This is a genomic window from Actinocatenispora comari, assembly GCF_017312725.1.
Taxonomy (GTDB): domain Bacteria; phylum Actinomycetota; class Actinomycetes; order Mycobacteriales; family Micromonosporaceae; genus Actinocatenispora; species Actinocatenispora comari.
Window position 1 is genome coordinate 1 of sequence record NZ_BOPO01000111.1, and the last position, 24,984, is coordinate 24,984.

The window sequence follows — 24,984 nt, forward strand, 5'->3', positions numbered from 1 at the left end:
CGGCCCGAGCGGCCTCGACCCGGCCGGTGGGCCCGCCGCGTCGGTCGGCGCGCGACCCGACCCGGCCGCGGTACTCGCCAGCGCGCTCGCCACGGCGCTCGCCGAGCCGCTGGCCGCGGCGGACGACCCGGCGCTGCGGTCGCTCGTCGCCGCGTTGCGCCGCGGTACGACGGTCGGCGCCGTCGCGGCCGGCTCCTACCTCAGCGAGCGGCAGCTGCACCGGCGCTGCCGGGACGCGTTCGGGTACGGGCCGAAGACGCTCGCGCGGATCCTGCGGATGAACCGCGCGCTGGACGCGGCCCGTACCGGCCGGAGCCTGGTGGAGGTGGCCGCCGCCGTCGGCTACGCGGACCAGGCGCACCTCAGCCGGGACGTCCGCGCCCTGACCGGCGTGCCGCCCAGCGCGCTGCTCGCGACCTGATCCGCCCGGTCGCCGCCCGGTGCGCTGCCGTCACCGAGAGGCGCCGTCGCCCGGCTGGTGACCGGCCTCGCCCGCTGCGGCCGCCGGTTGGCCGGCCTTGCCCGGTTGCCCGGCCTCGCCCGGGTGCCCGGCCTCGCCCGCTGCGGCCGCCGGCTGGCCGGCCCGGTCCGGCGCGCCGGCGCTGTCCGGTGTGGTCGCTGGTTGCCCGGCGGCTGCCTCGGCGGCGTCGGCGCTCGGCAGCAGCCGGGCCGCCACGTCGTCGAGCGCGTACCGGACGGCACCGGTGACGACCGCGTCCCCGCCGAGGGCGGACAGCCGGAGCGGGGTCGGCGTGAGTACCAGCCGTTGCAGGTGCTGGTTGACCGAGTCCAGGATCCGCGGGCCGGCCTGGGAGATCCCGCCGCCGATGACGAGGACGTCCGGATCGAGCGTGAGCATCAGCGGGGCCAGCCCGCGGGCGAGCCGGACGGCGATGGTGTCCACCACCTCCCGTGCGGTGGCGTCGTGGTCGGCCGCCGCGAACACCTCCGGTACGTCCAGGTCCGGTCGGCCGGACAGCGTCGAGGTGCGGGCGGGGTCGGCCGCGAGCGTGCGGGCGAGACGGACGATGGCGCTCGCCCCGACCTCGCGCTCGAACGGCCCGCGGCCCTCGCCGTCGGGTTGTGCGCCCCCGCCGTCGTCGCCGAGCACGGTGAGGTAGCCGATCTCGCCGGCGGCGTCGCCCTTGCCGCGGTGCAGCTGGCCGCCGATGCAGATGCCGGCGCCGACCCGCTCGCCCCACAGCACGAACACGACGGTGTCGGCGTCGCGGGCCACCCCGCGCCAGCGTTCGCCGAGTACGGCCAGGTTGACGTCGTTGTCGACCAGGACCGGGCAGCGGAAGAAGCGCCGCAGCTGCTGGTTGAGGTCGAGCGTGGTCCATCCCGGCAGGCCGGGCGCCTGCACGACGGTGCCGGCGTGCCGGTCGATGATGCCGGGGCTGCCGACCGCCACCGACAGTACGGCGCGCTTGGCGACCCCGGCCGCCCGCAGTGCCGCGTCGACCGCGGACCGGACCGCGGCAAGGAGCTGGTGCTGGTCCTGCGCCGAGGAGGTGCTCCGGCGGGCCGAGCCGACGGTGCGGCCGTCCAGGTCGGCCACCAGGACCGCGGTCTGGTGCGGTCCGATGTCGATGCCCAGCACGTAACCGGCGTCGGCCCGGAACCGCGCCACCCGGGCCGGACGGCCGAGCTGGCGCTGCCCGGCCGGCTCCCGCTCCAGGTAGTCGACCCAGCCCGCCTCGGACAGCTGGTCGATGACGTGGCTGACGGTGGGGCGGGACAGGCCGGAGAGCCGGGCCAGCTCGCCCACCCGCATCGGCCCGCCGGCCCGCAGGACGGCCAGCACCTTGCCCTGGTTGATCAGCCGCAGCAGCGGTGGCCCTGCCGTACCGGACGTTCCTGGCGGCTCTTGACGACCTCGTGTCACCAGGGCATAGTACCGAAGCAAAGTTTCGAAAAGGGCTTACGTAACTACACGTTGGCACGAGAGGTGGCCGACCGGTACCGGTCGCGTACGGCAGGAGCTGTCACCATGCATTCGAAACGTACCCGCCCCCGATCCCTCGTCCTGGCGGTGGCCCTCACGATGGTCGCCGCCGTCGCCGCGCAGGTGGTCGCCCCCACCACCCCGGCGCTCGCCGCACCCGCCCCGCTCGCGGACTCCGCGCCCGGCCCGGCCCCCCGGACCCCGACGGCGCGCAGCCCGTACGGCAACCCGTACAACGACTTCCTGCGCACGCCGTACGGCGTGACCGGCTCGGCGCAGCAGCAGGCGACGCTGTCGCCGGTCGAGGACGACCCCCACGAGCCGTTCGACTGGTACCGCAACCCGGTGTCGGTGCTCGGCGTGTACGGCGGGCCGGAGGAGTCGGTCGTCACCGCCAAGGGCGACCTGCAGACCGCGTTCGGCACCCTCACCTTCGCCACCGGGACCGACCGCACCCCGATCGACCAGCGGGTCAAGACCTGGCAGGACGGGTACCTGCCGATCCTGCGGGAGCGGTTCGACCGCGCCGGCGTCCGCAACGAGATCCAGATGTACGCCGCCAAGGTGCCCGACGTCGCGACGGTGGCGTACCGGGAGACCTACGGCAACCCGCAGCGGCAGCTCGACGCGCAGGTCGACAACATGGTCAACTTCGTCCGGGTGAACCTGACGAACACCGGCGACACCGCGACCACCTACCGGTTCTCCGTCGGGCTGGGCAACGACAAGGTCAAGGCCGCCGCCGGTACCACCGGGCCGGCCCGCCCGGCGAGCGCGGCCTGGGACAGCGGGCGCAACGCCTACCTCGGCGACGGCAAGCTGCTGTTCACCGCCGACCAGAGCCCGGACCGGGTCAGCGCCGGAACCCTGGACTACGACGTGAGCCTGGCCGCCGGCCAGACCCGGTCGCTGGTGTTCAAGCTGCCATACTTCGTCGCGCAGGAGTCCGACACCGCCGCGATCGCGGCCGCCTCGTACGAGCAGTACCGGACCGACACCGCGGCGTTCTGGCACCGCACCCTGGACCGGGCCGGTACCCGGATCGAGGTGCCCGGCACCGGGGTGGAGAGCAAGATCCTGGACACCTACAAGGCGAGCCTGGCGCTGTCGCTGCTCAGCTTCGACAACGTCGACGGGAAGTACTTCTGGGACGCCAACCCCACCGTGTACGACGGCTACTGGCTGCGGGACGCCGCGTTCGACATGGACGGCATGCTCGACGCCGGGTTCGGCGACCTCGTGCGCGGGGTCGACCTCGCGATGCTGGACTACCAGCACGACGACGGGCAGTTCAACTCGCAGAGCGGCCAGCTCGACGCGACCGGCCAGGCGCTCTGGGCGTTCGGCAACTACTACGCGACCACCCACGACGCGGCGTTCGCCCGGCAGGTGTGGCCCGCGGTCCAGCGGGCGATGGCCTGGGAGTGGACGTTCCGCGACGGCGGGCTGATGCCCGCGGCGGCGATGGACCACGACAACGAGGGCGTCCGCGGCCACCTGCTGACCTACGATCTGTGGAACATCGCGGGGGAGCAGGGCGCGGCGGTGATCGCGCGGGCCGTCGGGGACGACACCACCGCCGGCGAGTGGGCGCGGCGCCGGTCGGCGTACGTCGAGCTGCTGCGCGAGAAGGTCCGGCCGGCGGTGGACCAGCTCGGCTTCCTGCCGACCACGTTGGAGGGTGCGCAGGCCACCGGCGTGCGCACCGGCTGGTACGGCACCGTGTACGGGATCGACTGGGGCAACCTGGAGGCCGTCTGGCCGACCGGCGCCTTCGACCCGCAGGATCCGTGGGTGACCGGCAGCCTGCAGGCGTGGGAGCAGAAGAGCTTCGAGGGCATCTTCGGCTACCCGGAGGGCGGCCTGGAGAACATGCTGCACAGCTACACGACCACCTCGATCGCCATCACCGACGTACGCCGGGGCGATCAGTGGGCGGCGCTGCGCTACCTGTACGGCCTGCTGCTGCACACCTCGTCGACGCACATGGCCGCCGAGGCGGTACGGGCGGTCGAGCGGTGGGGGCGGCACAACCCGGAGACGGACACGATGCCGCACGGCGAGTTCGCCGGCAAGTACCTGACGCTGCTGCACGACATGCTCGCGTACGAGGGGCAGGACGACTCGCTGCACCTGGCCAACGTGTGGTCGCCGCAGTGGGCGCGGCCCGGCCAGCGCATCGCGTTCGCCGGCGACACCGACTTCGGGCACCTGGAGTACTCGATCGAGGTCGGGGACGCGGGTGCCACGATGCGGCTCGACCCGCCGACCCGGACCGCGCCGAAGAGCATCGTGGTCAGCATCCCGCAGAACGACACCGTCACCTCGGTCACCGTGAACGGGCGCAGCGTGCGGACCTTCCACGGCAACCGCATCACGCTGCCCGCGCTCACCGGGCACGCCGACGTCCGGATCGGGTGGCGGCAGCAGCAGGCGGCCCCCGCGTACTCGTTCGCCCGCGCGGTCTCCGACTACCAGGCGAACTACCGGAAGATGACCGGCGCGCCGCAGGTGGAGATCGCGGACACGGCGGTCGAGCATCCGAGCGTACGGGCCGGGTACCCGCTGCAGGTCACCGCCGACGTCGTCAACACCGGCGGTGCCGGCTACCTCGACGACCCGCGGCTGCGGCTCTACGTCGACGGCAAGCCGGTGAGCACCGACGACCGGTCGCTGGCCAAGGGGATCGGCTTCACCACCCCGAAGCAGGTGATCTCGTTCCAGCGGCACGACGAGGGCGTGGTACCGGTCGGGCTCGTCACCACCGTGTGCGCGCCGGGCCGGCACACCGTCGGCATCGGGCTCGGTGACCAGCCACCGGCGAGGACCGTCGCGGTGACCGTACTGCCCATGGTGCCGACGCAGTCCGCCCCGGCGGCCACGCTGAGCCTCGACGCGACCGCGGCGTTCGTGGCCGGGGACGGGCCGGCGACCGCCACCGCGACGATCACCAACCAGGGCTGCGCCGCACTGTCCGATGTGGACATCACGCTGGCGGCGCCGGACGGCTGGTCGGCGCGGCGCACCTCGCCGAAGACCGACCCGGTGGCGCCGGGGGAGTCCGCGACCGTGCGCTGGCACGTCGCGCCGGACGGGCACCCGACCGACACCCAGCCGACGCTGACCGCCACCGCCGGGTACGGCTGGCGCACCGACCGGTGGGCCGGCCACACCACCGGCAGCGCCGATGCGACCACCACGATGGTCGTCTGTACCGGTGCGCCACCGCAGGTCGAGCCGGGTGCCCGCGCGCAGTGGGACTTCGGCCGGGGTTGCGCGGCGGACCTGTCCGGCTCCGGGCACGACGGCCACGCCGGCTCCGGGGTGACGTTCACCGACGCCGGCGCGCTGTTCGACGGCACCGCCGACGGCGCGATCAGGGTGCCGTACGGGGACGGGTACCAGCCGGAGGCGATCGGCGCGGGGCAGACCTGGGCGCTGCACCTGACCGGGGTGGTGCCGGGCAAGGTCGGCGGCGGGTACCAGGCCGTCGCGAACGCCCGCAGCCTGTCGTCGAGCTACTCGACCGGGTGGACGGTGTACCTCAACCCGGACGGCACGTTCACCTTCCGGATGTCGCAGGTCGACCACCCGGGTTCGACGTACGCGATCGCGCAGTCCGGCGTGCACGCCGAGGCCGGGAAGCGGTACGACATCACGGCCCGCTGGGACGGGACCCGGCTGTCCGTCACGGTGTCGGGCGCCGGCAGCGGTACCGGATCGGCGACGCCGAAGGGTGGGTACCTGCCGGTCGGCGACGGGCCGATGGACCTCGGCAAGGGCACCACCGGCACCGCCGACTCGTACTTCTTCACCGGGTCGATCGAGGCCGCCACGATCACCGTCGAGTGACCGGCCGGTGCACCGGGGTCGGGGTCCACCCGACCCCGGTGGGCGGTTGCCGCCAACCGGCGGCGGCACCCCTAGCCGAGTGCGGCGTAGAGGTCGATGCCGTTGCCGTCCGGGTCGAGCAGGCTCGCGTAGCGCTGACCCCAGGGCGCGTCGAACGGTTCCCGCACCCCGCGCCCGCCGGCCCCGACCAGCCGCCGGTAGGTGGCGTCGACCTCGGCCGGGTCCGCGCACCGGAAGGCGAGCGCGATCCGCGGGCTGCCGCTCGGCGCGGTCCAGTCCGGATCCATCGACCGGACCACGTCCAGGGTGTCCCACATCAGCCGCATGCCTCCGGGCAGCGTTGCCTCCACGTGCGGCTGGGTCTCCGCGTCGGCCGGTACGGCCAGGCCGAGCGACCGGTAGAAGGCGAGCGAGGTGGCCAGGTCGGTGGTGACCAGGCCGATGCAGTCGAGTTGTGCGGTCATGCCGGCCACGCTAACGGCGGTGCCGGCGCCGAGCCTTGACGAAATCGGACGCGTACCGAACGGACCGGCCGGGCACCCGTCACGGTGACGGCTGCCCGGCCGGCGGTGCGGTCAGCGGGCGAGGGCGCCCATCGGGTCCCAGGCCGGCAGCACGGTGGGCTCGCCGGACAGCGCCTCCCGCAGCTGCTCGGGGAGCAGGTCGGCGCGGGCGGCGATCTCGAAGACGTACTCGTCGAACCACGAGTCGGTCATGGTGAAGAAGCCCTCCTGGCCGAGGTCGGCACCCCAGGAGTTCTCCACCCGCCAGCGCCGGGGCGTGCCGTCGTCGGCGATGTCCACGCCGGTGAACAGCATCGCGTGCGACATCGCCGACTCGTGGTACGTGAGCCGGTCGGCCTTGCTCAGCGCGAACGTGGTCGAGTAGACCGACGGGTAGTCGAGCAGCTTCGCGTCCCACACGCCGAGCTTCTTGTCGAACTGCTGCGCCACGTCACAGCCGAACCAGACCGGTTCGCCACCGGTGATCGTCTTCGCCGCGACGTCCTTGAGCACCGCCATGTCCACGTTGAGGTAGACCACCGGTGCGCCGCCGAGCACGTTGCCGAGGTACTCCACGGTGTAGGTGCGGCCGGTCGGGTTGCGCGGGTCGTGCACCAGGCAGACGTACTCGGTCAGCGGCAGCTCGACGTAGCGCTGCGCGAACTGCTGCGGGGTCAGCTCACCGTCCCGGTGGTACTGCCGGTCGGCGTCGGTCCACTGCCACTCGAACCGCTCCGGCGGGTTGCCCAGGTGGATCGCGAGCACCCGGTACACCACGGTGAGGATCTCCCGCCGCTGCTCGTCCAGCTCGTCGGCGGTGGCACCGGCGGCCGCCGCACTGCGCAGCGTGTGCGCGCCCTCCCGCAGCACCTTCTGCAGGATCGAGTTCATCCGGGCGGTCTGGCCGGACGAGTCGGTCTCCGGCATCGCGCTCTTCGGCACCAGCCCGTGCTTGGCCACCAGGGCGACGAACATGTTCCACTGGCCGCCGTCCTCGGCGACGTGGCTGAGCAGGTGCGCGACGGTACGGTCGTCGACGTCGGCGCCGGCCGTCTCGATCACCGCGGTCAGGAAGTAGTTGGCCCGCTCCAGCTTGTCCCAGAACATCAGGTGGTTCTGGGAGAACTCGAAGTCCTTCAGGTTCAGCTTCTGCTTCGCGCCGACCCGCAGCAGGTTGAGCCCGGCGAACAGCCAGCACCGGCCGCTCTTCTGCTGATCGGTCGCCTTCCAGTCGTCGAGCAGGTGCGACACGGCATGGTCGATGCCGTTGCCCACCGACCGGTCCAGCGCCACCTGGTCGACCGGGGTCGCGGCCACCGCGTTCTGCGCGACCCGGTTCGCCGGGTTCGCGGCGAACTGCTTGCGCAGCGACTCCAGCTCGTCGGTACCGAGGATGTTCCGGCTGCCAGCGTCCATGCCTGCTTCCTTTCCACCGGGCATCGCTGCGCCGGCTGTCGGGCTGGGAGGCCCCGACCGCAGGGGGTGTCGGATCCGTCGGGAGCCTCGTACGGCGCCGCGACCCGCCGATCGACCGGCACCGATGCCGACCCTACGTGGCCGGTGGCTGTTCGCGCGAACGCACCATGGGCGTGTGCGGGATGCCATCTTCCAGGAACGGCGCCCCGTCCGGGCGAAAGCCGTACCGGGCGTAGAACCCGGTCAGATGGCTCTGCGCGCTGAGCGCGACGGAGCGTGGCCCGATCGCGACGAGCGCCTGGTCGAGCAGCTGGCCGGCGAGGCCCCCGCCGCGCGCGTCCGCGGCCGTGCACACCCGCCCGATCCGGGCGGCGCCACCCGGCTCGGCGAGGATGCGCAGGTACGAGGCGATCGCGCCGCCCCGCTCGTACCACAGGTGCACGGTGTCCGGTTCGGTGTCCCGGCCGTCCAGTTCCGGGTACGGGCAGTCCTGCTCGACCACGAAAACGTCCACCCGCAGCCGCAGGATCTCGTACAGGTCGGCGCCGGAGAGCTCCGCGAACCGGGCCCGCCGCAAGGTCAGATCACTCACGGCACCGAGCCTATTGCGCCCGACCGCGACACCGGCCACGGACACCCGGTCGGGTCAGCGCGGCGCGGCGACCGGCGGCGGCGACGCGGTCGGCCGGCGCCGAGGGTCGAAGTACTCGCGGGAGCTCGGCAGCGACAGCAGCACCACCGGCCCGACGGTGGTCACCACCAGCAGCACCGCGGCGAACCCGCCGACGACGTTGACCGGGGCGAGGACCACGAACGAGCGCACCACCGCGCCGAGGCAGCCGAGCACGCCCACCAGCCCGAACAGGCAGCCGAGGAGGTAGGTGCCGATCCGGCCGGCGGGGCGGCCACGCAGCGTGAGGATGCCGCAGACCACCATCGCGGCGAGCACCAGCAGCGCGACGCCGGCGCCGACCAGCAGCTCGGCCGACGCGGCGGGCCGGATGTCGCCGCGCAGCGCGAGCCCCAGCAGCGCCAGCGTCGCGGCGGTCAGCAGCAGCGGCAGCGCGGCGACCAGGTCGCCGATCCCGGCCAGCGTGACGCTGGTCGGCCGCCGCCCCGGCTGCGCCCCCGCTCGTCCCGGCGGCACCGCGCCCGGCGGCATCCCGGGCGGCTCGGTGCCCGCTGGCATCCCGGGCGGTGCCGGATACCCGGGGAGCCGGGGCCCGACACCGGGTGGGGGTGCCCCGAGGCCGGGTGTGGGACGCCAGGGGCCGCCGGCGGGAGAGCCGGCGTCCGGCGGGCGGCGTGGTTCCGGCGGCTGCATGGGCACTCCTCGGTCTGCCGGCGGCCGTCGCCGCGGGCGGACGGCGCGCTGGGGCGGGACCGTCCTGGGCCGACCGACGGTATCGGACGGCCACCACCGCGGTACCGGAGCGGGCGGCGCAGCCGGGCCGGCCGGGCCGCGATGGGCACCCGGTCGACGCCCCGACCACCTCCGGGGCGGTGTGCTCGCGCCCTGCCGGGGGTGGTGTCGTCCCGCCGGCTCAGGAGGCGGGCTCGCGCGGCTCCAGGGTCAGCGAGACGGAGTTGATGCAGTACCGCTGGTCGGTGGGGGTGCCGTAGCCCTCACCCTCGAACACGTGGCCGAGGTGCGAGTCGCAGGTGGCGCAGCGCACCTCGGTGCGGGTCATGCCGAGGCTGGTGTCGGTGATCAGCCGCACCGCCTCGCCGGCCAGCGGGGTGTAGAACGACGGCCAGCCGCAGTGCGACTCGAACTTGGTGTCGCTGCGGAACAGCTCCGCCCCGCAGGCCCGACACCGGTACACACCCTCGGTGGTGGTGTTCACGTACTCCCCGGTGAACGGGCGCTCGGTGGCCGCCTCCCGCAGCACCGCGAACTCCTCCGGGCTCAGCCGCTCGCGCCACTCGTCCTCGGTGGCCGGCAGCGGCCGGCTCACGCTCTGCTCACTCATGTCTCCAGGCTACGTCGGCTGCCCAGTGCCGCCGCTGCCCCGGCGACGCCCCGCGGCTCCGGCGTTCTCGTGGTCGCCGGCGCGATACCGCCCTATCGTTCGAATCGAGCCCGATCGGCGGTATGGAGGAGTTGACTGGCGGCATGGCCTTGCAGGGGGAGTACGCACCGAGTCCGTCCCAGCGTTCGCGCGACCAGGTGGAGCGGTACGAGAGTTCCGGCGGCACCGAGGGCACCACGATGCGCGGCATGCCGGTGGTGATCGTCACCAGCCGGGGCGCCCGCACCGGCAAGATCCGCAAGACGCCGGTGATGCGGGTCGAGCACGACGGCGACTACGCGGTGGTCGCCTCGCTCGGCGGCGCGCCGAAACACCCCGTCTGGTATTACAACCTCGTCGCCGACCCACACGTCGAACTGCAGGACGGGCCGGTCAAACGGGCGATGGTGGCGCACGAGGCGAGCGGCGCCGAGCGGGACACCTGGTGGCGGCGCGCGGTCGAGGCCTACCCGGACTACGCCGACTACCAGACGAAGACCGACCGGATCATCCCGGTCTTCGTGCTCACCCCGGCCGACTGACTCCCGGTACCGGAGCGGCGCGCGGCGCACACGTCGCCGCGCGCCGCGACGTCACGGTCGGACCCGGGCGATCTGCGGGTCGTGATCGCTGGTCTGGTTGGCGAACTCGCTGTTGATGTGCACCACCTGGTAGTCGTGCCGCGGCAGCAGCGACGGCGAGATCATCAGGTGGTCCAGTACCTCCGAGTTGCCCTCGTAGTCGTAGGTGTACCGGTCCCGCAGCGGCAGCGTGCCCGGCAGGTCGACGAGGGAGTGGTCGGCGGTCAGGGTGTGCGCCGTGTCGGAGAACTCGAAGTCGTTCAGGTCACCGAGTACCACGATCCTCGCGGCCGGGTCGATCGCCTGGAGCTGCCCGACGAACCGGTGCACCAGCACCGCCTGCTGGTCGCGCTGCTTCTCCGAACCGCGCGCCGGCGGCTGGTAGCGGCCCATCAGCGGGTCGTCGCCGCCCTTGGACGCGAAGTGGTTCGCGATCACGAACAGCGGCTTGCCGTGGTAGGAGAACTCGCCGGCCAGCGGCTTGCGCGAGTCCTGCCAGGCGTCGTCGGCCGGCGCCACCCGCCCCGGCGAGTGGGTCAGCTGCGGCACCCCGTGCACCGAGGTGACCGACTCCGGCGTGGTCGAGTCGCCGGGCGAGCGGTCCACGAAGGACAGCCCCCGGTCGGTACGGAACAGGAAACCGACCCGGATGTTGCCGCCGGGCTGCCCGCCGTCCTGGTCGTTCACCGGGTCGATCGAGCGCCACTGGTACGTCGGCCCGCCGGCTGCGGTGACGGCGTCGATCAGCTTGGTCCAGGTCACGTCCGCGGCGACCACGCCGTCGTCGGTGGCGCCGTCGTTGTCCTGGATCTCCTCCACCGCGACGATGTCCGGCGAGGACAGGTTGTGCACGATGCCGGTGGCGAGCTTGTCGAACTTGCTCTGCGGGTCGCCCGGCGCCAGGTTCTCCACGTTGTACGTGGCGATCGACAGCTCGCCGGCCCGCTGCGGCCGGGTGGTGCCCGGCCGCAGGCCGCCGGAGACGACCGTCGGGCTCGCGGTCGGGTAGAGCATGTAGTTGCCGAACTGGTAGTCCAGCGGCCCGGACACGGTGCCGGTCAGCCGGTCGCCGGTGTTCGCGTCCGGCACCTTCGCCAGCGTCGAGGACAGGATCAGCCGGCCGGTGTTCGCGTTGTCGTAGCCGGTGTACTTGACGCCGCCGTTGCGGGTGCGCACGCCCGGGTCGCCGGCCGGCAGCACCGGCAGCTCACCGTACGAGTTGGTCGGGCCGACGGCCGTGGCGTGCCGCACCGCGACGAGCATGCCCTCGACCGACTCGTACGCGTCGAGCGCGTTGTGCCTCGGGTCGAACGTGGCGCTCTTCTCCACGTCGCCGGGCGAGTCGGTGCGCACCGCGCGCGGGATCCGCAGGCCACCGGGCCCGAGGACGACGGCCTTCGGCAGCCGCGCGTCGTGGCCGACGACGGTGACGGTCGGCCTGGTCAGCTCGGTGGTGGACAGGTTGGTGGCGCTGTTGCCCGGCCGGTACTCGCTGACCGTGCCGGCCACGGTCACGCTGTCGCCGCGGGCCACGGCCGGCTTGGCCGAGGTGAACACGTACAGGCCCTCGCTGGTGGCCGGGTCGCGGTCCGGGTGCGGGTCCTGGAACCAGAAGCCCTGCGGGCCGACGGCGGTGACCACGCCGGGTACCTCGGTGACCGGCTTGCCGGAAAGCGGGGAGCGGTGCGCGGCGCCCTGGATGTCGTGGATGCGGGCCGGTTCGCCGGTCGGCGGCGGGGTGCTGCCGGTACCGGTCGGGTCCGGGTCGCCGACGGTGAAGTCGGTGGCGTTGTCGTCGGTGTCGGCGGCGTCGCCGCGCAGCGCGGCGGTGGTGTTGGACAGTGCCGGTACCGGGCTGCCCTCGGCGTCGGTGACGCTGCCGTACCCGACGAAGTCGCGCACACCGTCGCTGCCGGCGCAGGAGGCGCCGCAGGTCAGCGCGGTACCCGCGGTGACGAGGGCGATCCGGCCGGAGGTGGCGCTCATGGCGATCGAGCCGGTCGCGTTCGGGTCGGTCAGCGGCGTGCTGCCGCCGGCCCCGGCGGCCTCGGCGACCAGGTAGTCGGCGCCGGCCGCGATGGCGCCGGTCAGCTTGGTCACCTGCCAGCTGGTGCCGCTGGCGGACGCGTACTGCACGCTCCAGCCGGACACGTCGACGGCGCTGCCGCCGCGGTTGTGCAGCTGGACGTAGTCGTTGGTGAGGGTGGCGCCGGAGTTGCCGCCACCGCCGTACACCTGGGTGATCACCACGTCGCTGGACGCGGCCTGCGCGGGCGCGACCGCGGCGAGGGTCAGGCCGCCGGCCGTGACGAGGGCGAGCGCGCCGCCGAGCACGGCGCGTCGCCGCCGTCCCGCCAGGGCGGCTGTGATGCGTGGGGACACGCTGAATCCTCCTGGATCGGTAGTGGAGGCACCCGGGAGGACGGCCGGCGCCCCGAGCCACGTCGGCAGTCCCGTCGGTACCTCTGCGCCGCCCGGCGTGGGCAGCCCTTCTGCCTACCATCCGGAGCCGGACAAGTCAGTAACGCCGCGGTATCGACCCCCTGAAGTCCACCCGACCGGCGGGTTCGGCCGCTGCCTCAGGCGGTGGTCGCCTCGTCGCGGTGCCGGTGGGCGAGGGACACGTACAGCTGCCACGAGGCGGCGATCGTCGCGGTCTCGGCCTCGCTGACCGGCCGCCGCACCTTTCCCGGTACGCCGGCGACCAGCGAACCGGCCGGAATCCGCGCGCCGGGTGGTACCACCGCGCCGGCGGCGATCAGGCAGCCCGGCTCGATCCGGGCGCCGTTGAGCACGGTGGCGCGCATCCCGATCAGGCAGTCGTCGCCGACCGTCGCGCCGTGCACGACCGCGCCGTGGCCGATGGTGACCCGCTCGCCGATGCTCGCCGGGAAGCCGGGGTCGGCGTGCAGCACCGCGGTGTCCTGGACGTTGCTGCCGGCGCCGATCGACACCGACGCGACGTCGCCGCGCAGCACCGCGCCGTACCAGACGCCGACGTCGTCGGCCAGCGTCACGTCGCCGACGACGGTCGCACCGGGCAGGACCACGGCGCCGGGTGCGAGCCGCGGCGCGGCGCCGGGCAGGGCGAGGATGCGGGACATGGGAACCGCCTCGAGGGTCGCGTCGTGGCGGCCGGCCGACCGCCACGACGCGATCATGACAGCAGCCGCTCAGGCGGAGGGGAAGTGGTACTGCGGGGCAGCGGCACCGCGCGGCCAGCGCGCGGTGACCGCCTTGGCGCGGGTGTAGAACGCCACGCCCTCGGTGCCGTACACGTGCGTGTCGCCGAACAGCGAGTCCTTCCAGCCGCCGAAGGAGTGATAGGCCATCGGTACCGGGATCGGCACGTTGATGCCGACCATCCCGGCGGTCACCTCCCGGCCGAACCGGCGGGCGGCGGCACCGCTGCCGGTGAAGATCGCCGCCCCGTTGCCGTACGGGTTCGCGTTGACCAGCGCGATCGCCTCGTCCAGGGTGGCCGCCCGCAGCACCACCAGTACCGGCCCGAACACCTCGGTGCGGTAGATCTCCTGGTCGACGTCGACGTGGTCGAGCAGGCACGGGCCGACGAAGAAGCCGTCGCCGGGCTGCTCGCGGCGGTCCACCACCAGCGTCGCGCCGTCCGCGGCGGCCCGCTCGACGTGCCCGACGATGCGCTCCGCCGCCTGCGCGGTGATCACCGGACCCAGCTCGGTACCGGCGTCCCGGCCGGCGCCGACCCGGACCCCGCGGGCCAGCTCGGCCAGCGCGGCGACCAGGTCGTCGGCGCAGTCACCGACCGCCACCACCGCCGAGATCGCCATGCAGCGCTGGCCGGCCGAGCCGTACGCGGCGCCGGTGATCTGCCGGGCGGTGTCGGCGAGGTCGGCGTCCGGCAGCACCACCGCGTGGTTCTTCGCGCCGCCGAGCGCCTGCACCCGCTTGCCGGCAGCGGTACCGCGCTGGTACACGTGCCGGGCGATCGGGGTCGAGCCGACGAACGACACGGCGGCCACGTCCGGGTGGTCGAGCAGCGCGTCGACCGCGACCGCGTCGCCGTGCAGCACGGTGAACACGCCGTCCGGCAGCCCGGCCCGCTGCCACAGCCGGGCCAGGACCATCGCCGCGGACGGGTCGCGCTCGCTGGGCTTGAGCACGAACGTGTTGCCCGCCGCGATCGCGATCGGGTGCATCCACAACGGCACCATCGCCGGGAAGTTGAACGGGGTGATCCCGGCGCAGACGCCGAGCGGCTGCCGCAGCGACCAGGCGTCGACCCCGGTGGACACCTGGTCGGAGTACGCGCCCTTGAGCAGGTGCGGGATGCCGCAGGCGAACTCGACGACCTCGCGGCCGCGGGCCACCTCGCCGCGGGCGTCGTCGAGCGTCTTGCCGTGCTCGTCGGTGATCGCCTCGGCCAGCTCGTCGGTGTGCGCGGTGAGCAGCTCCCGGAACCGGAACAGGATCTCGGTGCGCTTGGCGAGCGACAGGTCGTGCCAGCCGTCGAACGCGGCCTTCGCCGACGCCACCGCCGTGTCCACATCGGACTTCTCGGCCAGCCGGACCCGCGACTGCACCTGTCCGGTCGCCGGGTTGTACACCGGTGCGCTGCGCTCGCCGTCGCCGGCGGTGCTCGCCCCGTTGATCCAGTGCTCGATCGTCTGCATCTTCCCGCTTCCTTACAGGTAGTGGCGTTGCGTCTGCTTGGCCTGCTCGTACTCGCGGCGCGCGGTGACGGTGGCGGGCAGGGTCGCGGCCTCGGCCACCGGCACGTCCCACCACGCGGCCGAGTCCGGCGCGGGCACCAGGGGGTCGGTGCCGATCCGGATCACCGTGGTACGCGGCGACCGGCGCGCGGCGGCCAGCGCCGACCGCAGTTCCTCCACAGTGGACACTTCGGTGACCGCGGCGCCGAGGCTCGCGGCGTTCGCGGCGAGATCGGTCGGCAGCACGTCGCCGGTCAGCCCGCCGCCCTCGTCGCGATAGCGGTACCAGGTGCCGAAGCGCGGCGCGCCGACCGTCTCGGACAGCGCACCGATGGAGGCGAACCCGGCGTTGTCGACCAGCACCACGATCAGCTTCACACCCTCCGCGACCGCGGTCACCAGCTCCTGCGCCATCATCAGGTACGAGCCGTCGCCGACCAGGACGAACACCTCGCCCTCGGTGCCGATCGCGAGCTTCGCGCCGAGCCCGCCGGCGATCTCGTAGCCCATGCACGAGTACCCGTACTCCACGTGGTACTGGCGGGGTGCGCCGGCGCGCCACAGCTTGTGCAGGTCGCCGGGCATCGACCCGGCCGCGCACACCACGACGTCGGCGTCGGTGGCGGCCTCGTTGACCGCGCCGATCACCTCGCTCTGCGCGGGCAGCGGCGCGTGCCCCAGCCGGTACGCACCATCCACAGTGGACGACCAGGTCGCGGCGAGGTCCGCCGCGCGCCGCCGGTACCCGTCGGGCACCCGCCAGCCGGCGAGCGCGGCGGTCAGCTGCTCCAGCGCCCGCCGGGCGTCGGCCAGCACGGCGAGGCCGGCCAGCCGTACCGCGTCGGCGGCGCACACGTTGATGTTGACGAACCGGACGTCCGGGTCGGCGAACGCGGTGTGCGAGGCGGTGGTGAAGTCGGCGAACCGGGTACCGATGCCGAGCACCAGGTCGGCCTCGGCCGCGAGCGCGTTCGCCGCGGTGGTCCCGGTGGCCCCGATCGCGCCGACCGATGCGGGGTGGTCGTGCCGCAGCGAGCCCTTGCCGGCCTGCGTCTCGGCGACGGGGATGCCGGTGGCGGCGGCGAAGGCGGCCAGTGCCTCGGTGGCCGCCGAGTACCGCACGCCGCCGCCGGCGACGATCAGCGGCCGGCGGGCCGCCCGGATCGCCGTCACCGCCTCGGCCAGCGACTCCGGATCGGCCACCGCGCGGCGCACTGGCCAGACCCGGGGCGCGGTGAACGCGGCGGGCCAGTCGTACGCCTCGACCTGCACGTCCTGCGGCAGCGCCAGGGTGACGGCGCCGGTCGCGGCCGGGTCGGTCAGCACCCGCATCGCCGCGGGCGCCGCGTCGAGCAGCTGCTCGGGCCGCATGATCCGGTCGAACCACACCGACACCGGGCGCAGGCAGTCGTTCACCGACACGTCGGCCGCGTACGAGGTCTGCAGCTGCTGCAGCACCGGATCGGCCGGCCGGGTGGCGAACACGTCGCCGGGCAGCAGCAGCACCGGCAGCCGGTTGATGGTGGCGCCGGCCGCGCCGGTGACCATGTTCGTCGCCCCCGGACCGATCGACGAGGTGCACGCGAACGTCGACAGCCGGTCGCGCACCCGGGCGTAGGCCGCGGCGGTGTGCACCATCGCCTGCTCGTTGCGGGCCTGGTGGTAGCGCAGCTCGTCGCCGGCCTGCAACAGCGCCTGCCCGATGCCCGCAATGTTGCCGTGCCCGAAGATGCCGAAGCAGCCGGCGAACAGCCGCCGCCGCACCCCGTCCCGCTCGGTGTACTGGTTCGCCAGGAAACGCACCAGCGCCTGCGCCACCGTGGCCCGGGTCATGACGCCCCCTCCGCTTCGCCCATCGGCAGCCGGTCGTCGACCGGCATGCCGTCCCAGCTGGACCGTATCCAGGCGTGCGCCGGATCGTCCCGGATTCGCCAGGCCCGCTCCGGACGCGGCCCGGCCATCACGTTCAGGTAGTACATCGGGTAGCCCGGCGCGGCCATCGACGGTCCGTGCCAGCCGTACGGCACCAGCACCACGTCACCGGTGCGCACCTCGGCGAGCACGTCGATCGGTCGCCCCGGCGTGCCGTACACCCGGTGGTAACCGGCGCCGTCGCCGCCGATCTCGAAGTAGTAGATCTCCTCCAGTTCGGACTCGTGCTCGGAGTGCTCGTCGTGCTTGTGCGGCGGGTAGCTGGACCAGTTGCCGTCCGGGGTGAGCACCTCGACCACGATCAGCCGGTCGCACTCGAAACCGCCGGCGGCGGCGAGGTTGTTGACCTGCCGGCTGCACCGGCCGGCGCCGCGCAGCTCCACCGGCACCTGCCCGGCCGGCCCGTACCGGAAGGGAAGGTCGCGTCCGCACGGCCCGGCGGCGACGGCGAACCGGCCGCCCGAGGCCGAACCGATCGTGGCGTCCGAGCGCCGCGGCAGGTAGGCGAAGTCGGTGCGTCCGGCGAACACGTCGGCCCGGCCGGCCAGCTCGTAGCGCCGCCCGCCGCACTCGACGTGCGCGCCGCCGGCCAGCGGCACCACCAGCATCTCCTGCTCGCCGGTGTCGATCGTCGTGCTGCCGCCGGGCGGCAGTGCCAGCACCGACAGGCCGGCGTGCGACAGCCCGGTGCGGACCGTCCACGGTGGACTCGCGGTGGCGCCGAACGGTTGGTACCAGTCCATGCCCGATCCCCTCACAACAGGCCGACGGCGGTGTCGACGGCCGCGGCGACGTCGTCGTCCGGCGGGTACAGCAGGGCCCGGCCGACGACCAGACCGCGCACCGACTCGTCGGTCAGCGCCCGCTGCCACGCCGCGTACGTCCGGTCCGGGTCGCCGTGCGGGTCACCGCCGAGCAGCACCACCGGCAGCGTCGTCGCGGCCAGCACCCGCGGCATGTCGTCGACCACCGGCAGCTTCAACCAGGTGTACGCCGACCGGCTGCCCAGCGCCTGCGCCACCGCGACGGACCGGATCACCGCGTCGGTGGACAGGTCGTTGACCCGCCCGCCGGCGGCGTCCCGGCGTACCCAGAAGGGCTCGACCATCGAGACCAGCTGGCGCGCCGCGAGCGCCGAGACGGCCTGCGCGCAGCGTTCCAGCGCACCCGCGGTGGCCGGGTCGTCCGGGTCTATGCGCAGCAGCATCTTGCCGGCGTCGAAGCCCATCGCGGTGATCGTGTCCGCGTCGTAGGCGGTGAACCGATCGTCGATCTCGAACACGGTGCCCGGCACGCCGCCCCGGTTCATCGAACCGACCACCACCTTGCCCGCCAGCGCGTCGAGCAGCAGCAGGTCCTCCAGGATGTCGGCGGTACCGAGCACCCCGGCGACGCCGGGCCGCGACAGCGCGACGAGCAACCGGTCGAGCAGGTCGACCCGGTCGGCCATCGCGTTCGCCCGCCCCCGTACGGTCAGCGAGGCGCGCGCCGGGTGGTCGGCGGCGATGAGCAGGAACCTGCCCCGCCGGGCCAGCTCCGGCCCGCGCGGCCGGCTCGCCGCGGCGGTGCACACCGCGTCCGGCGCGGTGGCGCGGGTATGCACCAGCCGGGCGCGCATCGTCTCAGGCATCCGGGGCCACCCGTTCCAGTAGCGCCGTCACGTCGGCGGAGTACGGCATGTCGACCGAGCAGGCGAGCCGCCCGGCGGCGAGCGCGCCGGCGGCGTTGGCGAACGCGATGGTGTCGGCGAGCGGCCAGCCGGCGAGCAGCCCGTGGCACAGCGCGCCGCCGAACGCGTCGCCGGCGCCGAGCCCGTTGACCACCTCCACCGGCAGCGGCGGCAGCTGCACCCGCTCGGTCGCGGTGCGGGCGAGCACGCCGGCCGGGCCCTGCTTGACCACCGCGAGCCGCACCCCGGCGGCGAGCAGCGCCTCGGCCGCCGCGTCCGGCTCGCTCTCGCCGACCGCGATCTCGCACTCGGCCAGGTTGCCCACCGCGACGTCGACCCGGGTCACCGCCGCGCCGATCTCGCGCCGCGCGCTGTCCTCGTCCGGCCACAGCGTCGGGCGGTAGTCCAGGTCCAGCACCGTGTACGGCCGGCGATCGCGCGCGGCGAGCATCGCGTGATGCGCGGCCCGGCTCGGCTGCGCCGACAGTCCGGTCCCGGTCAGCCACAGCACCCGGGCCGCGCGGACCGCGTCGAGGTCGATCTCGGCCGGTTCGAGCTGCAGGTCCGGCGCGGCGGGGTAGCGGTAGAACCAGATCGGGAAGGTGTCCGGCGGGAAGATCTCGCAGAACGTGATCGGCGTCGGCAGCCCGGCCACCGGCGTCACCCACCGGTCGTCCACCCCGAACCCGCGCAGCGCGGTGTGCAGGAACTCGCCGAACGGGTCCGCGCCGGTGCGCGAGACGAGCGCCACCCGGCGGCCGTGCCGGGCCGCGGCGACCGACACGTTCGCCGCGGTACCGCCGAGGTAGCGGCCGAACTGCTCGACCTGCGCCAGCGGGGTGGCGATGGTCTGCGGGTACAGGTCGACGCCGAGCCGGCCCACCGCCAGCACCTCGAAGCCGGTCACGACAACACCTTCCGCAGGTAGGCCAGGCTGGTCGCGACGTCGGCGGCCGGGCCGGCATCCGGCGCCGGTGCCGCGGTCAGCACGACGTCCTGCTCCAGCACGTACCAGCCGGGGTAGCCGGCGAGGGCGGCGGCGATCGCCGGCACGTCGACGTCGCCCGCGCCGAGCGGCCGGTACAGCCCGTCGCGCACCGCGACGCTGTAGGGCACCGTGCCCGCGCGCACCGCCGCGGCGAGCGTCGCGTCCACGTCCTTGAGGTGTACGTGCGCGATCCGGTCGGCCGCCGACCGGCTCAACGCCACCGGATCCACCCCGCCGACCAGCAGGTGGCCGGTGTCCAGGCAGAGCCCGACCGTGCTGCCGTCGAGCACCCGCTCGACCTCGGCGCCGTTCTCGACCAGGGTGCCGACGTGCGGATGCAGGGTCGCGGTCAGCCCGGCGTCGGCGGCCCGCGCGGCGATCGCGTCCAGGTTCGCCAGCAGCGTGCGCCACTGGCCGGCGGTCAGCTCCGGCCGAATGTCGTACCCGTCGGCGCCGGTCGCCGCGGCGAGCACCAGCGTGTCGGCGCCCGCCGCCCGGAACGCCGGGAAGTGCGACTCCGCGGCGGCGACCGCGCCGTCGGTGTGCAGGCGCACCGGCACGAAGCCGCCCACCGCGACCATCCCGTACTCGGCGAGCACCGCGGCGCGCTCGGCCGGATCCGCCGGCAGGAAGCCGTCCGGACCGAACTCGGTGGCGGCCAGCCCCAACGCGGCCATCTCGGTCAACACCCGGTCCGGTGCGAGCTGGTGCCCCCAGCCCGGCACCTCGCACACGCCCCAGGAGATCGGCGCCGCGGCGATCCGCGGTGTGCCACCCACGCCTGCGCCGGACCGATCACGTCGGCGGGTGGTCACGCCGCCTCCTTCACCGCGACCGGCCGGTGCTCCCGCCGGGACCGCTCGGCGGCCTCGGCGACCAGCAGCGCGGCGAGCGCGTCGGCACCGGTACAGGGCGACTCCCGCTCGCCGCGCACCAGCTCGACGAACGCGGCCAGCTCTGCGGCGTACGCGGCGGCGAACCGGTCGGCGAACCCCTGGTACGGCTCGGCCGGCGCGGGCCCGCCCGGCTCGGCGGACGGCAGCGGCGCCCGCTCGTCCAGCCCGGCGACGAGAGTCGAGTCCCGGCCGCACGCCTCCAGCCGCACGTCGTAGCCGGCCCCGTTGTACCGGGTCGCGGTGCAGCTTGCCAGGCACCCGTCGGACAGCGTCAGCACGGCCATCGCGGTGTCCACGTCGCCGTGCTCGGCGAAGTGCGGCTCGCCGGTGTTGCCGCCGACCGCGCTGACTTCCACCACCTCCTGACCCGTGATCCACCGGACCGCGTCGAAGTCGTGCACCGCGCAGTCCCGGAAGATGCCGCCGGAGTGGGCGAGGTAGTCCGGGCTCGGCGGTCGAGGGTCGCTGGTGCAGGCCCGGACGGTGTGCAGCCGGCCGAGCTGACCGGTGCGGACGGCCTCGCGCACCGCGGCGAAGCCGGCGTCGAAGCGGCGCTGGAAGCCGACGTGCAGCGCGACGCCAGCCGCCGCGACGTGCGAGAGCACGGCCCGGGTCTCGGCCACGTCGGCGGCGACCGGCTTCTCGCAGAAGATCGGCAGCCCGGCGCCGGCGACCCGCCGGATCAGCTCCGGATGGGTACCGGTCGGGGTCGCGATCACCACACCGTCGGCATGGTCGAGCAGCTCGGCCATCCGCACCGGGCGGGCGCCGGTGTCGGCGGCCACGAGTTCGACGCGGGCCGGATCGGGGTCGGCGAGCAGGACCTCGTCGACGCTGTCCAGGTGGCTGAGGCTGCCGGCGTGACAGGCGCCGATGCGGCCCGCCCCGACGAGTCCGATGCGCATGGGTTGCTGCCTTCCTGCGATGTGTCGCGATCTCGCGGCCCTTTGTATCCCGGCCGGAGCGCGCTCGTCAAGCATTTGTTAGGACATACGGACGTATTGATATTCTGTAATCCTGAACAGGTGGGGAGGCGGCGGCGCGAGCCGCCGCAGACAGCAAGGGAGTCCGACGTGACCCGCGTTACCGACCTGATCACGATCGACCGCAGCAGCCCGATCCCGCTCTACTTCCAGGTCGCCTCCCGGCTGGAAGAGCTGATCGAGAGCGGCGAGCTCGCACCCGGCAGCCGGCTGGACAACGAGATCCAGCTGGCCGACGAGCTCGGCCTGTCCCGGCCGACCATGCGCCAGGCCATCGCGCACCTCGTCGACCGGGGCATGCTCACCCGCAAGCGCGGCGTCGGCACCCAGGTGGTGCACGACAGGGTCCGCCGCCGGCTGGAGCTGACCAGCCTGTACGAGGACCTGGACGGCGCGCACCAGCAGCCCCGCACGGAGCTGCTCACGCTGGAGCGGCGCACGGCGGACGAGGACGTCGCGACCGCGCTGCGGATCGATCCGGGCGCCGAGGTGACCTACCTGGAGCGGCTGCGGTTCGCGGCGGGCGAGCCGCTCGCCCTGATGCGCAACCACCTGCCGGTCGCGGTGGCCGACCTGACCCGCAAGCAGCTCGTCGCCGGCGGCCTGTACGCGGCGCTGCGGGAGGCCGGGATCCGGCTGCGGGTGGCCGACCAGACCATCGGCGCCCGGCGCGCCAGCACCGCCGAGGCCCGGCTGCTGGACGAGCCGCGAGGCGCTCCGCTGCTCGCGATGACCCGGGTGGCGTACAACGCCGGCGGGATACCCGTCGAGTACGGCTCGCACCTCTACCGTGCCTCCCGCTACACCTTCGAGCTGACCCTGATGGCACCCTGAGCCGCGCCGGGCGTCCGGTCCGGGTTCGGGCCCGGACCGGCGCTGACGGCCGGTCAGTGGGCGGTGCGCAGCTGCGACCGGTCCACGAACTTGACGTTGGTCGCCTCGCGACCCCCGGCGTCCGGCCCGGTGTCGGTGCCGTCCTGGATGGCGAGCAGCCCGTGCGGGAACGCCGAGCCGAGCGCCCCGTCGAACCCGTCGAGGCCGTCACAGCCCTGCGACCCGTCGATGGTCCCGGCGGCGACCCGGAACGCGCCGCGGTAGGCGTTCGTCGCGCCCAGCGAGTAGCGGACGAACGTGTCGTCGCCCTGGCTGGAGGCGATCAGCTGGTGCCCGGCGATCGTGAGCCCCTCCACGTCGGCGGTCAGGTGGTTGCCGCCGAAGCCGGGATCGGGGCCGTCGACCACGCACTCGTCGCTCGGCGCGTCGTAGTGCGCCGGCACGCCGTAATCGCGGACCCGGTCGAGCAGCGTGCCGGGACCGGACAGGTCGGCGGGCAGTCGCCAGATGCCGACGTCCTCCTGCGCCGCGTACAGCACACCGCGCCGCGGGTCGACCACCAGCCCCTCGGCCTGCGGCTGCTCGCCCGGGTCCTCGCACGGCGCCCAGCTCGTACCGTCGGGCAACCGGAACGTGTCCGGCAACCGCAGCGTGCGCACCGTGTGGTAGCCGACCGTGCCGGCCGCGGTGCCGACCAGCTCGACGAGCGCCAGCGCGTCCCGGCCGGCGCGGGTGACCAGCGCGTACGCGTGACCGTCGTGCTGCCAGGCGGTCAGGCCGTACGCGGTGGTGTCACCGTCCACATCGGACTGGTCGGCGGCGAACACCGGTGGTGCCCCGGCGGCGGTCACCTCGATCAGCGGCGCATCGGGACGGTCCGGTCGGATGCGGAAACTGCGCACCTGGTCACTGCCGCGGTCGGAGGCGAGCACCAGGTCCGTGCGGTGGCCCCCGAGCCGGATGCCGGTGACGATGTCGACGTTGTTGAGCCGCCCGGCCGCCGCGCCTGGGCGGGCGCCGGCCGGCACCGCCTGTACCAGGGTGCCATCGGTGCGGTAGACGCGCAGCCCCGCCTTCTTGGCCGCGACGACGACCAGGCTGCTGTCGGGATCGGCTCGGTTGAGCCAGATCGCCGGGTCGTCCGCGTCGCCGCCGGTGTCCGCGAACACCGGCGGCGTCTCGACCTGGGCGGTGACCGTGACGACCGAGCCGTGTCCGCTGGCCGGCGCGACGAGCCCGATCAGCGCGAGCGCGGCGGCACAACCCGCCGCGATGAGCGGGGATCTGTTCCGGGACATGGGTTTCCTCCTCGAACGGGGGGTGCGACCGGCCGACGCTACCGCCGTTTGTCCGGACAAATTAACCGAACGAACAGGTGAACAAGAAGTTACATCCGTATGTCTTGACAATTGCCGGGCGGGGGATCGATGCTGACACCCACCCCGAGCCCGGCCGCATCGCCGGGCAGCGCCTGGAGGTTTGACCATGCGCTCCATCCGCCCCCGTTCCCGCCGGTCGTTGCTGCGCGGCACCGCCGTGCTGGCACTCGCCGGCCTGACCGTCGCCGCCGCCGGATGCGCACCGTCGAGTGCGCCCGCGGACGGCACCACGAAGTCGGACGCCGCCATCACCGCGACCCGGGTCGACAAGGACTTCGACCTGAACAAGCTCGTCGCCGCGGCGAAGGAGGAAGGCAGCGTCACCGTCTACGACAGCACCGGTGACGTCGTCGAGGCCGCCGCCGCGTTCACGAAGAAGTACGGCATCAAGGCCGTCGGCGTGAAGTCGAAGGTCGGTGACACGCTGCAGAAGATGACCCGGGAAGCCGCCGCCGACAACGTCACCATCGACGCGACGCTCTACGAGGACGGTCCGACCTTCGTCGGCGAGCTGCTGCCGCAGAAGGTCGTGTACCCGTGGCTGCCGGGCGACCTGGTCGACGACATCGCCGCGAAGGACCGGACCCCACCGCAGGTGCTGCAGAAGGCGAACGTGTTCGCCTACAACCCGAAGCTCTACCCGGCCGGCTGCCCGGTGCACAACGTCTGGGAACTGACCGACCCGAAGTGGCGCGGCAAGGTGGTGCTGCAGGACCCCCTGGGCAAGCCCAACATCATCCAGCTGTTCACCCAGCTGGACAGCCAGGGCGACGCGTTGGGCAAAGCGTATCGGGACGAGTACGGCACGAAGCCGAGCGGCTCCCCGGCCCAGGAGTGGATCAAGAAGCTGGCCGCCAACGCGCCGATCCTGACCAGCTCCGACGGCGACTCGTCGGCCGCGGTCGGCGCCCCGAACCAGACCAAGCGCCGCATCGGGCTGTTCTCCACCGCGAAGTTCCGTGACGTCAAGGACAAGGGCTACCACCTGCGGGCCTGCGAGGGCCTCCAGCCGTGGAGCGGGTACCTCTACCCCAAGTACGTCGGGATCGCCACCCACACCAGGCATCCGAACGCCGCCAAGCTGTTCGTGCACTTCATGTACACCGAGGCGGGCATCGGCACCGAGATGCACAACGGCGGCATCTCGGCCAACCGGACGATCCCGGTGGCCGGTGGGATCCCCGGGCTGACCGACTGGCACCGTGACCTGTTCGCGTTCGACTCCGCACACCTGCGCAGCGACTACCGCAAGTCGTCGGACATGCAGGATCTGTGGCGGCTCAACCATCACTGATCGGAGGCG

21 protein-coding genes are annotated in these 24,984 nt (G+C 73.6%); 5 read left to right on the plus strand and 16 right to left on the minus strand.

The window, feature by feature from the left end:
* On the plus strand, window positions 1-421 hold a 421-nt coding region (locus NUM_RS26320), incomplete at its 5' end, for a helix-turn-helix transcriptional regulator (RefSeq protein ID WP_207127621.1).
* A gap of 30 nt (window positions 422-451) precedes the next feature.
* Here NUM_RS26320 and NUM_RS26325 read toward each other — a convergent pair.
* On the minus strand, window positions 452-1,888 hold the full coding sequence (locus tag NUM_RS26325; protein WP_207127622.1) for an ROK family transcriptional regulator: 1,437 nt from the start codon (window positions 1,886-1,888) through the stop codon (window positions 452-454).
* Window positions 1,889-1,993: 105 nt separating this feature from the next.
* Here NUM_RS26325 and NUM_RS26330 point away from each other — a divergent pair, with 105 nt between their 5' ends.
* Window positions 1,994-5,800: an NEW3 domain-containing protein gene (locus NUM_RS26330; RefSeq protein ID WP_207127623.1), complete on the plus strand. Its 3,807-nt coding sequence runs from the start codon at window positions 1,994-1,996 to the stop codon at window positions 5,798-5,800.
* 71 nt (window positions 5,801-5,871) lie between these two features.
* Here NUM_RS26330 and NUM_RS26335 read toward each other — a convergent pair whose 3' ends face one another.
* From NUM_RS26335 to msrB, 5 genes are all read right to left on the minus strand, one after another.
* Entirely contained in the window at window positions 5,872-6,264 is a 393-nt protein-coding gene (locus tag NUM_RS26335; protein WP_207127624.1) for a VOC family protein, read from the minus strand.
* Between the two features lie 111 nt (window positions 6,265-6,375).
* A complete protein-coding gene (locus NUM_RS26340; protein WP_207127625.1) occupies window positions 6,376-7,719 on the minus strand; it encodes a C1 family peptidase in 1,344 nt (447 codons plus the stop codon).
* 133 nt (window positions 7,720-7,852) lie between these two features.
* Window positions 7,853-8,311 (minus strand): GNAT family N-acetyltransferase, encoded by a 459-nt coding sequence (locus NUM_RS26345; RefSeq protein WP_207127626.1) that lies wholly within the window; start codon window positions 8,309-8,311, stop codon window positions 7,853-7,855.
* Window positions 8,312-8,365: 54 nt separating this feature from the next.
* Entirely contained in the window at window positions 8,366-8,908 is a 543-nt protein-coding gene (locus NUM_RS26350) for a hypothetical protein (protein WP_207127627.1), read from the minus strand.
* Window positions 8,909-9,263: 355 nt separating this feature from the next.
* A complete protein-coding gene (gene msrB / locus NUM_RS26355) occupies window positions 9,264-9,692 on the minus strand; it encodes a peptide-methionine (R)-S-oxide reductase MsrB (RefSeq protein ID WP_207127628.1) in 429 nt (142 codons plus the stop codon).
* A gap of 122 nt (window positions 9,693-9,814) precedes the next feature.
* Here msrB and NUM_RS26360 point away from each other — a divergent pair, with 122 nt between their 5' ends.
* A complete protein-coding gene (locus NUM_RS26360; RefSeq protein ID WP_308440592.1) occupies window positions 9,815-10,273 on the plus strand; it encodes a nitroreductase family deazaflavin-dependent oxidoreductase in 459 nt (152 codons plus the stop codon).
* A 51-nt stretch (window positions 10,274-10,324) separates the two neighbouring features.
* Here NUM_RS26360 and NUM_RS26365 read toward each other — a convergent pair whose 3' ends face one another.
* From NUM_RS26365 to NUM_RS26405, 9 genes are all read right to left on the minus strand, one after another.
* Window positions 10,325-12,694, minus strand: coding sequence for a lamin tail domain-containing protein (locus tag NUM_RS26365; protein ID WP_207127629.1), 2,370 nt, complete (start codon window positions 12,692-12,694; stop codon window positions 10,325-10,327).
* 197 nt (window positions 12,695-12,891) lie between these two features.
* Entirely contained in the window at window positions 12,892-13,416 is a 525-nt protein-coding gene (locus tag NUM_RS26370) for a gamma carbonic anhydrase family protein (RefSeq protein WP_207127630.1), read from the minus strand.
* A gap of 69 nt (window positions 13,417-13,485) precedes the next feature.
* The gene (locus NUM_RS26375) at window positions 13,486-14,961 is read right to left on the minus strand and encodes a CoA-acylating methylmalonate-semialdehyde dehydrogenase (RefSeq protein WP_207127631.1); all 1,476 of its coding nucleotides are present in this window, start codon (window positions 14,959-14,961) and stop codon (window positions 13,486-13,488) included.
* 12 nt (window positions 14,962-14,973) lie between these two features.
* On the minus strand, window positions 14,974-16,833 hold the full coding sequence (iolD, locus tag NUM_RS26380) for a 3D-(3,5/4)-trihydroxycyclohexane-1,2-dione acylhydrolase (decyclizing) (protein WP_207127632.1): 1,860 nt from the start codon (window positions 16,831-16,833) through the stop codon (window positions 14,974-14,976).
* A complete protein-coding gene (gene iolB, locus NUM_RS26385) occupies window positions 16,830-17,675 on the minus strand; it encodes a 5-deoxy-glucuronate isomerase (RefSeq protein WP_207127633.1) in 846 nt (281 codons plus the stop codon). The genes iolD and iolB overlap by 4 nt, the downstream gene beginning before the upstream one ends.
* Window positions 17,676-17,686: 11 nt before the next feature.
* The gene (locus NUM_RS26390; protein WP_207127634.1) at window positions 17,687-18,562 is read right to left on the minus strand and encodes a Cgl0159 family (beta/alpha)8-fold protein; all 876 of its coding nucleotides are present in this window, start codon (window positions 18,560-18,562) and stop codon (window positions 17,687-17,689) included.
* Window positions 18,555-19,508 (minus strand): 5-dehydro-2-deoxygluconokinase, encoded by a 954-nt coding sequence (gene iolC, locus NUM_RS26395; RefSeq protein ID WP_207127635.1) that lies wholly within the window; start codon window positions 19,506-19,508, stop codon window positions 18,555-18,557. Before iolC ends, NUM_RS26390 begins: the two co-directional genes overlap by 8 nt.
* On the minus strand, window positions 19,505-20,404 hold the full coding sequence (locus NUM_RS26400; RefSeq protein ID WP_225918869.1) for a TIM barrel protein: 900 nt from the start codon (window positions 20,402-20,404) through the stop codon (window positions 19,505-19,507). The genes iolC and NUM_RS26400 overlap by 4 nt, the downstream gene beginning before the upstream one ends.
* Complete coding sequence (locus tag NUM_RS26405) at window positions 20,401-21,390, minus strand: Gfo/Idh/MocA family protein (RefSeq protein WP_207127636.1); 990 nt, start codon at window positions 21,388-21,390, stop codon at window positions 20,401-20,403. Before NUM_RS26405 ends, NUM_RS26400 begins: the two co-directional genes overlap by 4 nt.
* A 168-nt stretch (window positions 21,391-21,558) precedes the next feature.
* Between NUM_RS26405 and NUM_RS26410 the strand changes: the two genes are divergently transcribed.
* Complete coding sequence (locus tag NUM_RS26410; protein WP_207127637.1) at window positions 21,559-22,302, plus strand: GntR family transcriptional regulator; 744 nt, start codon at window positions 21,559-21,561, stop codon at window positions 22,300-22,302.
* Between the two features lie 53 nt (window positions 22,303-22,355).
* Here NUM_RS26410 and NUM_RS26415 read toward each other — a convergent pair whose 3' ends face one another.
* Window positions 22,356-23,600, minus strand: a complete 1,245-nt coding sequence (locus NUM_RS26415) for a phytase (RefSeq protein WP_207127638.1) — start codon at window positions 23,598-23,600, stop codon at window positions 22,356-22,358.
* Between the two features lie 187 nt (window positions 23,601-23,787).
* Between NUM_RS26415 and NUM_RS26420 the strand changes: the two genes are divergently transcribed.
* Window positions 23,788-24,975: an ABC transporter substrate-binding protein gene (locus tag NUM_RS26420; RefSeq protein ID WP_207127639.1), complete on the plus strand. Its 1,188-nt coding sequence runs from the start codon at window positions 23,788-23,790 to the stop codon at window positions 24,973-24,975.
* Window positions 24,976-24,984: the final 9 nt, after the last annotated feature.